This window comes from Rhodococcus sp. P4_F3_2, from assembly GCF_056401335.1.
In genome coordinates this window covers 83,312-96,786 of the sequence record NZ_JBFUJN010000017.1, presented here as the reverse complement: position 1 = coordinate 96,786, position 13,475 = coordinate 83,312, and the positions used below count along the sequence as shown (strand labels likewise).

Annotated in this window: 13 protein-coding genes; 6 read left to right on the top strand and 7 right to left on the bottom strand. The window is 62.8% G+C overall.

What is annotated here, in order from left to right:
* Positions 1-104: 104 nt before the first annotated feature.
* Positions 105-1,634, bottom strand: coding sequence for an LCP family protein (locus AC1DWA_RS18840; protein WP_283309616.1), 1,530 nt, complete (start codon positions 1,632-1,634; stop codon positions 105-107).
* A gap of 122 nt (positions 1,635-1,756) precedes the next feature.
* Between AC1DWA_RS18840 and AC1DWA_RS18835 the strand changes: the two genes are divergently transcribed.
* From AC1DWA_RS18835 to AC1DWA_RS18825, 3 genes are all read left to right on the top strand, one after another.
* Positions 1,757-2,575, top strand: a complete 819-nt coding sequence (locus AC1DWA_RS18835; RefSeq protein ID WP_477847511.1) for a polysaccharide deacetylase family protein — start codon at positions 1,757-1,759, stop codon at positions 2,573-2,575.
* 4 nt (positions 2,576-2,579) lie between these two features.
* A complete protein-coding gene (locus AC1DWA_RS18830; RefSeq protein WP_477847509.1) occupies positions 2,580-4,559 on the top strand; it encodes an amino acid permease in 1,980 nt (659 codons plus the stop codon).
* Positions 4,560-4,816: 257 nt separating this feature from the next.
* On the top strand, positions 4,817-5,194 hold the full coding sequence (locus AC1DWA_RS18825; protein ID WP_175413867.1) for an ASCH domain-containing protein: 378 nt from the start codon (positions 4,817-4,819) through the stop codon (positions 5,192-5,194).
* A 181-nt stretch (positions 5,195-5,375) separates the two neighbouring features.
* On the opposite strand, the gene AC1DWA_RS18820 is transcribed toward AC1DWA_RS18825, so the two are convergent.
* Positions 5,376-5,516 carry a hypothetical protein gene (locus AC1DWA_RS18820; protein ID WP_181447632.1) on the bottom strand — a complete coding sequence of 47 codons (141 nt, stop codon included), beginning with the start codon at positions 5,514-5,516 and terminating at the stop codon, positions 5,376-5,378.
* A gap of 345 nt (positions 5,517-5,861) precedes the next feature.
* Here AC1DWA_RS18820 and AC1DWA_RS18815 point away from each other — a divergent pair, with 345 nt between their 5' ends.
* Positions 5,862-6,410 carry an AAA family ATPase gene (locus AC1DWA_RS18815; RefSeq protein WP_069147294.1) on the top strand — a complete coding sequence of 183 codons (549 nt, stop codon included), beginning with the start codon at positions 5,862-5,864 and terminating at the stop codon, positions 6,408-6,410.
* 517 nt (positions 6,411-6,927) lie between these two features.
* A complete protein-coding gene (locus AC1DWA_RS18810) occupies positions 6,928-7,410 on the top strand; it encodes a hypothetical protein (RefSeq protein ID WP_030534824.1) in 483 nt (160 codons plus the stop codon).
* A 6-nt stretch (positions 7,411-7,416) separates the two neighbouring features.
* On the opposite strand, the gene AC1DWA_RS18805 is transcribed toward AC1DWA_RS18810, so the two are convergent.
* The 3 genes from AC1DWA_RS18805 to AC1DWA_RS18795 all read right to left on the bottom strand — a co-directional run bounded on the left by AC1DWA_RS18805 (position 7,417) and on the right by AC1DWA_RS18795 (position 10,237).
* Positions 7,417-8,547, bottom strand: a complete 1,131-nt coding sequence (locus AC1DWA_RS18805; RefSeq protein ID WP_477916907.1) for a lipase family protein — start codon at positions 8,545-8,547, stop codon at positions 7,417-7,419.
* Positions 8,548-8,842: 295 nt separating this feature from the next.
* On the bottom strand, positions 8,843-9,433 hold the full coding sequence (locus AC1DWA_RS18800; protein WP_069147295.1) for a hypothetical protein: 591 nt from the start codon (positions 9,431-9,433) through the stop codon (positions 8,843-8,845).
* 471 nt (positions 9,434-9,904) lie between these two features.
* Positions 9,905-10,237: a hypothetical protein gene (locus AC1DWA_RS18795; protein ID WP_020968326.1), complete on the bottom strand. Its 333-nt coding sequence runs from the start codon at positions 10,235-10,237 to the stop codon at positions 9,905-9,907.
* A 525-nt stretch (positions 10,238-10,762) separates the two neighbouring features.
* Between AC1DWA_RS18795 and AC1DWA_RS18790 the strand changes: the two genes are divergently transcribed.
* The gene (locus AC1DWA_RS18790) at positions 10,763-11,284 is read left to right on the top strand and encodes a 2-oxo-4-hydroxy-4-carboxy-5-ureidoimidazoline decarboxylase (protein ID WP_019746742.1); all 522 of its coding nucleotides are present in this window, start codon (positions 10,763-10,765) and stop codon (positions 11,282-11,284) included.
* 56 nt (positions 11,285-11,340) lie between these two features.
* On the opposite strand, the gene AC1DWA_RS18785 is transcribed toward AC1DWA_RS18790, so the two are convergent.
* Both AC1DWA_RS18785 and AC1DWA_RS18780 read right to left on the bottom strand, forming a co-directional pair.
* A complete protein-coding gene (locus tag AC1DWA_RS18785; protein WP_003941110.1) occupies positions 11,341-11,796 on the bottom strand; it encodes a tellurite resistance TerB family protein in 456 nt (151 codons plus the stop codon).
* A gap of 84 nt (positions 11,797-11,880) precedes the next feature.
* Positions 11,881-13,437: a TerD family protein gene (locus tag AC1DWA_RS18780; RefSeq protein WP_021342751.1), complete on the bottom strand. Its 1,557-nt coding sequence runs from the start codon at positions 13,435-13,437 to the stop codon at positions 11,881-11,883.
* Positions 13,438-13,475 lie beyond the last annotated feature (38 nt).

Sequence of the window (13,475 nt, the reverse complement as noted above, 5' to 3'; positions counted from 1 at the left end):
AGTCAGGTACCCCAAAGGTGAAGTACCCGACTGAGTTCGACTTCTCCAATGTAGACCCGCAGACCGAAGAAGTCAGCGTGAGTTTCGTGCGAATTACCTGAGAGTTAGTCCACACAGGGAATGCCGCCATTCGCGTCCGCTCGGATAGGTGATCCCTGTGCTCCCGTGTCGGGAACTGTGCCGGCGGATACCGAGGAGTCCGACTGCGCCGGCGCGGCCGAGAACACGGTCTGCGCATTGTCCTCACCGATCAGTACAGACACTGATTCGGCCGCTGCCTGCTCGTTCGGCACTGCGGCCACGCCCAACTGCTCGGCCAGCGCCTCTGCGACGGCTTTGGCGCCGGCTCCATAGCTGACCACCGACTTTGCCGTCGGAGCTGCAGTGCTCACCTCTCCGACTTCGACTCCCGACGCTTTCATCGCCGCTGCCAACGCGGCGCCCAACCCGTCCGTCGCGGTTCCGTTGCGGATGTCCACAACTTCGTTCCCGGTCGAGATCGCGGTGTCCATCGCAGGTGCAGATGCCGAGTCACCTCCCGCGAAGATCCGCGACACTTCACTACGCAGACGCGCCGGATCGACCATGTTGACGTCCTGGCCGTCGACGGTCTCGTATCCCTCGATGGGCAGGGTGTAGAAGTCGATGTTCCCACCCGCGAGAGCGCTTGCCTGAGAAGCGAATCGGACGGGATCCATGGCGGAATCGATCACCACGTCCTTCTTCACCACGTCGGCCAGTGCCGTCATCTTCGGAATGTTTCCGATGACGCCGGAGCCCTTCAAGTTGGCGATCACCGCGCTGATGAAAGCCTGCTGCCGGTGGGTGCGATCCAAGTCCCCGTTGTCCAGGCCGTGGCGTTGACGGACAAACGAAAGTGCCTGTGACGCATCGAGAGTCTGAACCCCCGCCGGGAAGTTGGCGCCCGAGAAGTCATCCTGAACCGGATTGTTGAGGCACACCTGAACAGGGCCGATAGCCGAGACGACGTCATAGAAGCCCATCAGGTTCACTTCGGCAAAGTGATCGATCGGAACCTTGAGCAGATTCTGCACGGTGGTCAGTGTCGACCGCCGACCGACTTCACGCGCTTGCTGTTCTCGTGCAGCAGGATCCGTCACACCGTCCGCTACGAGTTTGGCGTCCGCATCAGCCTTCGCCATTCCGTAGGCTTCCTTGATCTTGGCCATTCCATAGCCGGGTACAGAGACGTAATCGTCGCGTGGAATCGCCACTGCACTGGCCTTGCCACCATCGCCCGGAACATGGAGCAGGATAAGCGTGTTCGTGTTGTACCCACCCACATCGCTATCCCCTGCGTGCAACTTGTCGGTGACGAACTCTGCCGGCAGGTCACTGCCGTCCATCGCCTTGCGACTGTCGAGACCGATCAACAAGATGTTGGTATCCCCGTCGAGAGAACTGCCGGCGTCGTCACCGAGGGCGGAGAGCGCATCCGACCGGTACAGCCCCGACGTCAGATCCGACTGCACGTACCACCCGATTCCGACGCCCACCAGAATCGTCGTCGACAGGGACGCCGCCGCCAGCTTGCGCCCTACCGAGAGCGTCGACCGCTGCGGTTGACGCCTACGCCTGTGCCTGGTTGCCGAGTGTCGAGGTCGCGGTTCCACGGCCGACACGCTATCCACCGTTCCTGAGTAGAACCTGTCGATACCGGACACAGCTGGTCATTCGCTGAAAGAACGCTGAGAATGAAGTCCGAATTGGGCAAATCTGCTCTAGGCTCCGCCCTGTGGACCGCCGACGCTTCCTCAGTGCCCTCGCAGCAGCAACTCTGACCGGAACCGCCGCAGTGACCATGGGAACCGCTTGTTCGTCACGTTCCGACGGGACGGCCGTCGCCGCAGCCGACGAGCCAGCAGACCCCGCCGCTGTTCCGAATCTCCCGCCTGCCTTGCTGCCGCCTCCACCGCCGTCTGCCCGGGTGCCGCTGCCCGCCGGCGGATCGTTGACCGCCCTGCCCGGCGGCGGGGATCTGTTGGCCCTGACGGTTGACGACGGAGCCAGCTCCGAAGTCGTGCGCCTCTACACACAGTTCGCAAAAGACACCGGCATCCGTTTGACGTACTTCGTCAACGGGCAATACAACTCGTGGACCGAAAACGCCGGACTTCTCAGACCTCTTGTCGAGAGCGGACAAATTCAGCTCGGCAATCACACCTACTCGCACCCGGATCTGACGTCAGTGTCGAAGCAGCAGATCGCCGACGAGCTGACGAAGAACGGCACGTTCCTGCGCAACACCTACGGCGTGGATGCGGCGCCGTACTTTCGGCCGCCGTATGGAAGGCACAACGCGACAGTCGATTCCGTGGCCGCGAGCGTCGGCTACACCGTACCCACCCTCTGGTACGGGTCGCTGTCGGATTCTTCGTTGATCACCGAGGAGTACATCCTGCAGATGGCGAACCAGTACTTCAATCCGGGGGCCATCGTGATCGGACACCTCAACCATCTGCCCGTGACCCACGTGTATCCGCAACTGGTGGACCTAATCCGGAGCCGGAACCTGCGGACCGTCACGCTCAACGATGTCTATCTGAAGCCGTGACGCCGTGGTGACCGCAGCCGACAACGAGGTCCCGGCCGACAACACGGCTCCGTCTGTGAAACAACGCACCGAGGCCTGGCTGCTCGCGGACATCACCGAGGAACCAGCCGGACATCTGGGGCCACACCGGATGGCGCCGAAGAAGGAGAAGCGCCACCCGTGGTGGAAGGTGATGTGCCTGACGGGTGTCGATTACTTCTCCACTCTCGGTTACCAACCCGGTATCGCGGCACTGGCGGCCGGCACGTTGGCTCCCATCGCGACAGTCGTATTGATCCTGCTGACACTCTTCGGCGCTCTACCGGTCTACCGGCGAGTGGCTCGCGAGAGTCCGCACGGCGAGGGCTCGATCGCCATGCTCGAGAAGCTGCTGCCCAAGTGGCGCGGCAAGATCTTCGTTCTCGTGCTTCTCGGCTTCGCGGCCACCGATTTCCTCATCACTATGACGCTCTCGGCTGCCGATGCCACGGCACACCTCGTCGAGAACCCTTTTGCTCCAACCTTTCTCTCCGGACACACCGTCGCCGTCACCCTTGTTCTGCTCGCGCTCCTCGCTGCGGTATTCCTCCGCGGATTCACCGAAGCGATCGGTATCGCTGTCGGATTGGTCGCCGTCTACCTCGCCTTGAACGTGGTGGTCATCTCCGTAGGTTTGTGGCACATCGCGACCGAGCCGTCGTTGGTCACCGACTGGACGCGCGCCATGACCACCGAGCACGGAAACCCGGCGATGATGATCCTGATCGCGCTGATCGTCTTCCCGAAGTTGGCTCTCGGTCTGTCCGGCTTCGAAACCGGCGTCGCGGTCATGCCGCAGATCAAGGGCGATCCGCACGACACGGAACAGAATCCACGTGGCCGCATCAAAGGTGCACGGCGCCTGCTCACCACGGCGGCGCTGATCATGAGCGGATTCCTGCTGACGTCGAGCCTGGTCACCACCATCCTGATCCCAGAAAACGAGTTCCAGCCCGGAGGCGCTGCCAACGGTCGCGCGCTTGCCTTCCTCTCGCACGACTATCTGGGTGAGATCTTCGGAACTGTCTACGATCTCAGCACGATCCTGATCCTCTGGTTTGCCGGTGCATCGGCAATGGCAGGGTTGCTCAATCTTGTTCCGAGGTATCTCCCCCGCTACGGCATGGCGCCGTCGTGGGCCCGCGCCGTGCGTCCGCTGGTCCTCGTGTTCAGCGTCATCGCCATCACCGTCACGATCTACTTCGACGCCGGTGTCGACGCTCAGAGTTCCGCGTACGCAACCGGTGTCCTCGTGCTCATCTCGTCGGCGACCGTCGCCGTTGCCCTGTCCGCTCGCAAGCACGGTCAGCGAAAACTGTTCGTGGGGTTCAGTTTTGTTGCAGTTTTGTTCGTCTACACGACGATCGCGAACATCTTCGAACGTCCAGACGGTGTGAAAGTCGCGTCGTTCTTCATCGCCGCGATCATGGTGGTGTCCTTCCTTTCCCGGATCTCGCGAGCCTTCGAACTACGGGCAACCTCCGTCGAATTCGACGAGACTGCACTGCGATTCATCACCGAGGCGGCCGAGAAGGGCTACCTCGCGATGGTGGCGCACGACGTCGATCGTCTCGACGAGGACGAGTATCGGCAGAAGGAATCGCAGCAGCGCGCCGAAAGCAACATCCCGGAGGCGGAGTCGATCATCTTCATCGAAGTCAACGTCACGGACTCCTCCGAATTCAGCACCGACCTCCTAGTCCACGGGCGCCAGCGCGGTGAGCACCGGATCCTCTGGGTCGACAGCCCTGCCGTCCCCAACACCATTGCGGCGGTTCTCCTGCGGACGAGAGACATCACCGGCGTGATTCCCGACGTCTACTTCGAGTGGACCGAGGGAAACCCGATCATGTACCTGCTCCGCTTCCTGTTCATCGGTGAGGGCGAAACCGCTCCCGTGACCCGTGAGGTTCTCCGCCGCGCCGAACCCGACCAGTCCCGCCGGCCACACGTCCACGTCGGTTGACGCCGCACTCCCACCGACCGCTCACGCGGGTACCGGTGCGCCGTTGCTCGCACAGCCGGCTTTGTTTATTGCTTCTGGCACAACCGACCTCGGCCACGAGGTTCGAGCATTCTGCGAGAACGCATCCGGTGAACATCTGCAGCCTCAGAAGTCGGCGAATATCAGTGACAAGCCATTGGGAGCAGGACGGGCTTACCGGGGCGGGGAGTCGTTGAACGCGATTCTTCGTTCGATCTATGGTCCGGAGGAGACACTCAGTGGACAATGCGAACATGACGACCGGCGCGCCTGCTCAAACCGTGCACTTTCATCAGAAGCATTACACGGCAGTGATTTCTGGCGCGAAAGTTTCCACCGTCCGCTGGCGCGAAGACATTCACGAAGGGCCGGCAATTTTCATCTTCGACAATCACCCGACCGCCCGCCCCCTTACAGGACAGGTCACTGCTGTAGAAACGTACGATCTCGCTCATCTGTCGCCGCTAGCAGCCCGCCAGCCACCCGGCACCGACATGACGAATTTCGCAAGACAACTCCGGGTCAACTACTACCCCGAGATGCCTGAAGACGCAGTTGTTCAGGTGGTAGTCATAGCCACTGGTCACCACGGGGATTCGTCACTGCCCACGACGTAGCGCGACCGGACTCAGCCGTCGAAAACGTCTGTCGCATTTCCGTGTGCGTCGAGGTCTGCGCTGCCGGCGCCGATCCACCCACCGGAGTCAGTGTGGGGTGCGGCTTTGAGGAGCCGATCAGGTCGTTGCGGCCCATTCTGGCTGGGTTGATCGGTCCAGGCGCGCTGGCACTCGTCCGGGGTCAGCGTTGTCGTGGATCCTCTGCGACAGGACCGCCTTCGTTTTCCCACCGATCCAGTGCGCGTTTTTCCTGCTTGGCGGCGGTGTCTTTGCGCGATCCGAGTTTTTTTACGGACTTGAGTAGTTCTGTGAGTCGGCCCATGACCGGACCATACTCGACTTTCCGGCGGTGCTGACCCAGGGTTGGACGTATTTCCATCAGAGATGCCATAGGGGACTTCGACGCCGCCATCGACAACCACGAAACCTCCGCCCCGCCCTGCTTGCACTACCCGCACGAGAACGCACGATCCGGGTGCATGGCGGCGAATTGCCAGCGCGGGCCAACTCGGAGTGCGATTTCGGGACCGAAATGTTCGCGGCCAAACCGCGAGCACGACGGCGGCGACGCTTCGCACGACATCGCCGCGTCGTTCGGCGAGAACACTGGACCTAGGCCGGGAAAATCGGGTGCTTCAGCCGTCGAGATAGGGATAGGTTGTGGTGCGTGAGCGCACAAGTGATCATTCTGACCGGCCCACCAGGGGCAGGGAAGTCGACCCTCGCCGCGAAACTTGCCCGCGGCTACAGCAAAGGCGTTCATCTGCACACAGACGACTTCTGGCACTGCATCGTTTCGGGCGCGATACCTCCGTACGAGCCCACGTCCGATGCGCAGAACCAGACTGTCATGGATGTGATCGTCGGCGCCGCCTATACCTATGCTCGCGGCGACTTCACCACGGTGATCGACGGAATCATCGGGCCGTGGATGCTCCCTCACTTCCGAACTCACGCGACACAGCACCCGAACTTGGTGGTCCACTACATCGTGCTCCGGCCGCAGCGCGACATCACGCTGAAGCGAGCCCAAGCCCGAACCGCGCCAAGCGCCTTGATCGACGAGGGTCCAATCCTCTCGATGTGGGATCAGTTCTCCGACCTCGGCGAGCTCGACGATCATGTACTGGACACGTCGGGCGACGAGGAAGAACAGAGTGCCCAACAAGTGGCAGCGGCCATTCGCGACGACCGTTTCCGACTCTTTGCACAGTAGCGGCTCAATCCGCCGGAAACCGTCTTGGTGATCGGCATCGGGGCGCCAGTGGATGTGAAACTTGGTGGTGTCGAGGTCGGCTAGTTTTCGCTCCGGAGCCCCCGGCTTGGGAGTCGGCCGAAACTCAACTGGCGTCGGGTTTTGTTGTGGCGCTTAATTTTTATCCAAATTGTCCACGTGTAGGTCTGTTCGGGCGTGGTTTCGTAGTGCTCGATCATGGCCTGCCAGCGCTGCGGAAAGGTCATCGCGGAGCGCAGCGAATTTCTCTTCGCGTGGACACCGCAGGTGGCCGGACCGCCGTGCAGGCGGATGCAGTAGATGATCCAACTGACAAGGGTTCCTGGTCTATGACTCGTCCGACAGACAGGTGCTCTGACCGAGCCCGTCCACGACCGCAGACGGCGACCCCGTCGCGACGGGACGACGTGACGGAGATCGGGAATGACCGCGACATACAATCGCGGTCAGAGCGAAGCGCCAGGCCGAGATTCCGGCACCGATGTGAGGGAGGGGCAGGATGTTCGGTTGGAAGAAGAAGCGCCACGATTCGAAGATGACGCTCGACGATGTGATGTCGAAGCTCCGGCCTGACCTGAGTCGGGAATCGCTCGGCGTCGGGCCCGACTTTCCGGGCGTCGCCCCGAACCCGCTCATGAGCAGTGATGCACGCAAGCGCAATGCGGAACTACGTACGGGGGCGCTTGCGCTCGGCGTTCTCGTCGACTGGCGGGAGGTCAACAGCAATCCACGCGCGGTCCTGATGTTCGACGTGGAGACCTCCGACGGCATCTCGTTCCGCGGTATCGCAGACGAAGACCTCACGATCACCGAGCTGACACGACTCGCCCCGGGACAGACGTTGCCCGTGCGCTACCGGCCGGCCGTCATGGACCACTACGTCGCCCTTGCCAGGGACGCGGACCCCGCCCACGTGCAGCAGCTCTCCGACGAGATCGCGAGCCGCAAGCGGACCCCTGCCAGCCATGCGACAAACGCATGAATTCACCTACGGCTGGAAGAGATTCCGGACGAAGGAGAGACTTTCGGGGAGCGCTGCCCGCATCGTCTCGATATGACCGGTCGGATATGTGCGGAATGTAACTGGCTGGCGGTTGGCGGCGAGTTCGGCCGCGAGTTTCAAAGCCAGCGGCGCCGGCACCATCTCGTCCGTCAGCCCCTGCCCGAGGAACACTGGCCGGTCGTACCCTGTCGTCGGGATCTCCAGCATGCCGCGAGCAGCAGCCAGCACCGCGAGATCGTCGAGGGGCCGGTTCACCAGATCGCCGATCGTGACGTCGCCGAGGCCCGATGCCATGTCCTGGTAGCAGTCGGTTTCGGCTCGGGCCAGGGCATCCGTGCCGCGTGGTGTCAGGTAGCGATCGATGTCGAGATCGGGTCGCGCCGCCCGGAGTCCTGCCAAGAGGTACGAGACGAACACGGTGCTGCCGGTCAGTGGCAAGCGGGGAAAGTCCGGCCCCACGAGTGGTGCAAGGTTCTCCAGATTGGACGGCGCCCCGGTCGCGACCGCGCCCCGATAGTCCAATTCGGGTGCGTACCGTGTGGCGATCGCTGCCGTGACCATAGCGGCCTGCCCGCCCTGAGACTGTCCGAGTGCCAACCACCGCGGTGAGAGCGACGGTTCGACCGCACGCGCGGCACGCACCATGTCGATCACGCTGTGCGCCGCCRACGGTCCGTCCAGGTACGCGTGGATTCCCGGCGTGCCGAGCCCCACGTAGTCGGTCGCGACGATCGCGTAGCCCTGCGAGAGCCAGTTCGTGAGGTACGGACTGCCGACGGTCCCGGTCACGGTGGGAGCGCACTGGTCGGAAATACCTACAGTGCCGTGGGCCCACGAGATGACCGGCCAGCCGCCGTCGGGTGGATCGCCGGGGGGCAGGAAGAGCGCGCCCGTACTCAACGCGGGCTGGTTCAGCGGTCCCGTGGACCAGTACGTGAGCTTTGATGCGTTGGCGGCGCCGGGAATCCAGAAGGAGTGCGGCAGGGAAGTTGCCGCGGTCACTGCGCCCGGCGTCGTGATTGACGACGGTTCCTGCGAGTGGACGGGCGCGGTCGAAACGGCCGCGGAGGCGAGCGCGATCACCATCAATGCTTGGCCGAGCCGTCGTCGGATCATCGCATCGCTCCCGTGGTTCGTCGGTGTCTGCGCCGACTTCCATTCTGCGCGAACCGGCGGCGCCGGCGTACTGGTTCGACCATCTTCGGGTGCCGCTCCTGCAGTCGAGGGGCCAGCGGACCGTGCACGACGAAGAAACTTACAGCCGAGGTCAGCCGTGCATACCGAGAACTATTCGGTCTACGGCGCGCACAAGGTGTGGCTGGAAATGCGTGGTGAGGGCAATGATGTGGCACGGTGCACGATTGATGGTTGTCTTCGGGCTCGAATGCGCACGAAGAGGCATGCCCAAGGGCTATCTCGAGCATGATCGGTCCGTCGACGTTGAGCCAGTGAGGTGGGACTTTGATGCGAGGGTGCTCGAGGCTGCGGTTGGCGAGCGCTTCGCGGCGTTCGAGGCAGGGCAGGTGGTCGTCGACGTGCCGTCGATGTCGAGCCACCTACCGATTCGTTCGACGCGCCACGGGGGGATATCCCGCCGCGGCCTGACCTTGATCGCACGAAATTTGTATCCATCCTGGTCGACGACCGGCTCCCATTCGAAGTCGACCTGCTCTCCGACGACGAGAGCGCTGATCCCTCCGCCGATGCTGAAACTGTCGCCCGGCCGAGCGTTGATGACTTCGTCGGGGTGTAGGGCGCTGTAGAAGGTCCAACAACCGCCCGGAGTGTCCGCGGAGTCGATGACTCCCCAGCCTTCCTCACCATTCCACGTGGTGACGACACCGATCGCTGGGGTGCCGATCGGGGGCGCGATCGTATCGTCGAGGTCGGTGATGTCTAGATCGGTGACCTCGTGAACGGTGCCGTCGGGATCGATATCCCAAGCCCTGAAACCGGGCGGTCCCGGCGGCGTGTGGTCCTCGCCGACTGGCCACGCCTGCACGGTGTGAAGTCGTAACCGTCTGCCGCCTCGTCGAGTTGATTCCACTCGAACTCGACTTCCTGACCTTCGACCAAACCCGGGAACCCGTGGACCACTACAGATGTCCATGAGGTCCAGCTACCGCCCGGAGTGTCTGCGGAGTCGATCACGCCCTGCATACCCCCCTCGTCCCAACTACGTACCACTCCTCGGCTCGTCATGACCTCAGTATGTCCAAGACCACGGTGGCTAATGAGCGGAACCCGAAAGCCTGTCCAGAACGGGCGGAACTGGGGTAACGAATCTGTGGGGCACTTGATCACCTATGCAACCCGGGCCCAAAATTGTTTTCCTGCAACACTTCTGAACTTCTTAACGCGGTTCTTTTCGGGAAGTTCGAGGGGGTGATCACGTTGGGTATAAGCATTTTTTCGATGCACGCGATCATCGAAAAATCCGAACGCGTGAACGACCAGGAAGGCGAATAGACATTCACCAACAAAGGCCCGAGGCAGTGGCGAGCATGTTGACCACGACCAGTGTCGACGATACGACCGACAGTGTCGCGAGCACGGCCGCAGTCACGGTGCGGAGACGAAGCGCGCACACGACGAATGCCCCAGACCATACGGACAACGTCGCGATCACCAGCCATCCGCCACCGGCCATGTCGCGTTCCGCAGGTCCGTCACAGCTCGTGTCGATTGAATCCCACAGACCGAACAACACCAAGGCCGCCGCCACGAGCGTCCAGACCAATGCAAGGAACAACACGCCGATCTTCCGCCAGATGGTCACATCCTGAGCCTGCACGCGCAGCGACACCCGCGAATCCGTACAACTACTCAACGTCGACCGCGGAACTGGTCTCTGCGCACTTTTTCGCAGCGAGCGCCCTATTAACGACCCTGGTGTTCGTTTTAAGCTTGCTGGTGATGGCGATGGTTGCGCTGTCGACGTTCGCAGGGAAGATCCCGACGAGGTTTTCGATGATCCGTGCTTGCAGTGTGCGGTCTCGTTGCACGGCGAAAGAAGGTACGAAGGCGCCGGTGGCGATCGCGAGCCCGAGCGAGCAAAGCGCCTAGCTGGATACGGGCCGACCAGAGAAGAAGGTCAGTCACGATCGGGTCTTTTCCTTCCAAGGGCTCCCGGTCTGGAGCCTCGCCGGTTGTCGCCGGTGGGGCTCCTGCGTTGTGTGGGTCAGCTCGTTACGCCGCGTTAAGAACCTGAAAACTCGGTGAGCAAACCTTCCTTTCCCAGGTGAAGCGGCGGATTATCGAAATGGCCGCGCATCTGGTTACCGCGCGGCATGTCGAGCGCGCCTGAAGGCACAACGGGCCGGGAGGTCACATGCTGCTACATCAATCGATCGGGTTGGAGCGCTTCAACGAACTACCGCGACAGAAGGCGGTTCACGCATTGTTCGAGTGCTGCTGCTCTCTGACGTGGGCCGGGTGGGTCAGCGACGGACGTCCGTTCGCCGATCACGCGGAGATCCTCTCGCGCGCCGAGGACGCGATTCTCAACCTCTCGGACGAGGACGTCGAGCGAGCATTGCAATGCCATCCACCGGTCGGCGTCCGTAGGAACAGCGTGCCGTCCCACCTCGAGCAATGCTCGATCTGGGTTCCGGACGACGCCGTCATGGCAACCATCTATCGCGCCGGCGAGGAGTACGAGCGGAACTTCGGCTTCCGGTATCTGTGGTGTTCGCACGGCCACGACGCCGACGACCTGCTCGAGAACATCGGCCAGCGCATGTCCAACGAGCGGTCCGTCGAGCGCAAGGTCTGCGTCGACGAGCTCGCCAAGATCACGCGGACGAGGATCGAGCGCATGCTGGGACCCGAGGACGGTTATCCCGAGTACTGAAAAGAAAAGCGGGTGCAGCGCTTTCGCGCCGCAACCGCTTTCATGCCCTGAATCGATCAGAGATCGAACTCGGCCGGAGAGATTCCGACTGCAAAACACATGTCGCGTACGACGCCGCGCTCGTGCTCGTCGAAGTTGCCGTCCGCGCCGCCGATGATGATGCCGATCTGGATGACCGCGCGGGCCTGATCCTGCTTCGACTTGAGCTTGGCAATGGTTGCGGTTGCCTCGACCTTGCCGAACTCGTAGTCCGAGGACAGCTTGCTGCAGTACCAGTCGAACTGCTCACGAAGCTCGTCCGGCGGGAAGACCGCGAGCGACTCGTTGCTCATGATCAGCGCGGCGGTCTTCTGACGCTCCGACGGATCGATCGAACCGTCTGCGGCGGCGATCAACGCGCACATTGCCATGCTCGCGTTCTTGAATTCCTTGTTCTGGAACTGGCTGGTCTTTGTCTTGAGCTGGCCGTTCATCTCCTGAGCCTTAGCCTTCAACTGATCCCAGAATGCCATGAGTCTCCTCGAGTATTGCCGCCACACACCGCGCGTGGTCGTACCACCACTCTGCCTGTGCGCTCGGCAATCCGCCATCGGCCACTAGGTGCGGTCGAACACTGCCAGAATTCGCGACTCGGAGATCGGGTCGAGCACGTCCGGGGTGAAGTGCCATTGCGTGCGGGTCCACGGATCGTGAACCTCCGTCTGCCCTGCTGCCGAAAGATGTTGGCACCCCTCGGACAGTGCGGCGACGGATTCTTCCGCGAAGTTCGACTCGTCCTCTCCGACAATCAGTATGGACAAACCGATTGCCGGCCCGCGTTCGGCGAGGAACATGATGGTCTGTGCGTCTTCGGCGGAGTATCCGTGCGGGAAATCGCTGAGGATCAACAGGCGCAGGGAACTCGGGCCATCTGCGACACCGCTCATTCGCGCGAGCTCGCCCATGTCGACGGCCTCGGCCAGTGCCCGCAAGCGCGCCGAGATCTCGGTGTGAGCGGTGATGACCGGGCCCGCGAGCATCGGTGCCAGTCTGTCGGTCAGTGGCGTCAGCGAGCCGGTCAGGTCGACGACGTCGAGTAGCGGCATCGGGCCGGCGGCCATGACGCGCACGGTGACGGCGCTGATCAGTCCGAGCGCTGCTTTGCTCGACGTGCTGTCCACCCAGATGGGCCGACGCAGTGGGAGCGGGACGCAGTAGGGAACGGTGAGCGTGCCGCGGTCCGGAGCCGACAGCTCGCCAAGACGCATACCGTCGCTGACGGCCGTGATCTGGGCCGGATCAGTTGTTCCCGCCCACGACACCGACTTCCACGACGCCATCGACCGTGGGAGCACGCCGTCGATCACACCGAGTTCGTGCGCAAGCTGAGCGCTGTCGCGGGCGTGATTGTCCCGCGCGAGTGAGACGAGGTCGTCGTGACGCTTCTGTGCGGCATCGCGCGCCGCCACTCCCGCTGCCGAGTTCCGCAACGACGGATCTGCGACGGCTGCGGTCAGATCCTCGTCCAAACGGGCAAGCGCGTACTCACTGCTGGAGACGAAGGAAGCGGCAGATCGGGAGGCGTCCTCGAAGATCATCCACGCACGCTCGAGGCCGCGGCCCACCTCCAACGGCTCCACCGCGGAGTCCCACGCGGGCGCGGCTGTCGGGGCTGGTTGTGCCGGCTCGTCGTCGACCTCGACGCCGTGCACCGAGATCAGTTCCGCCAGACCACCCGCATAGCCCTGCCCTACGGCCCGAATCTTCCAGGCACCGGACTTTCGGTACAGCTCCCAGCAGATGACCGCTGTCTCGGTGCCTGCGGTGGGGATCGCGAATTCGGCCAGGACCGAACCGGATTGATCGCTCAGGGTGGCGGAGAGCCCGGCCGTGCGAAAGGCTCCCGCGGCCGTCGCTGCCGGATCCACGCTGACGATGCACAACACTGCTGCGGCATCGGGGTGAAGTCGATCGAGTTCCACCCGGATGCCGCTCTGGTCGAGTTGCACTCCAGCGGTGGATGGTTGGTTGTAGAACACGAAGTCCGCGGACGTCAATGCCCGCAGGTTCGCGTCCGCTACCAGCGCCGACACGTCGAACGGCGTCTGGCTCTCGGCTCGAAACGTCACCACGGGCGCCTGCAGCGGCGCGTTCTGTCCGGGAACAAAAGTCATACCCACAGCAGCGAACTATGCCATGACCGGGCTCTCTC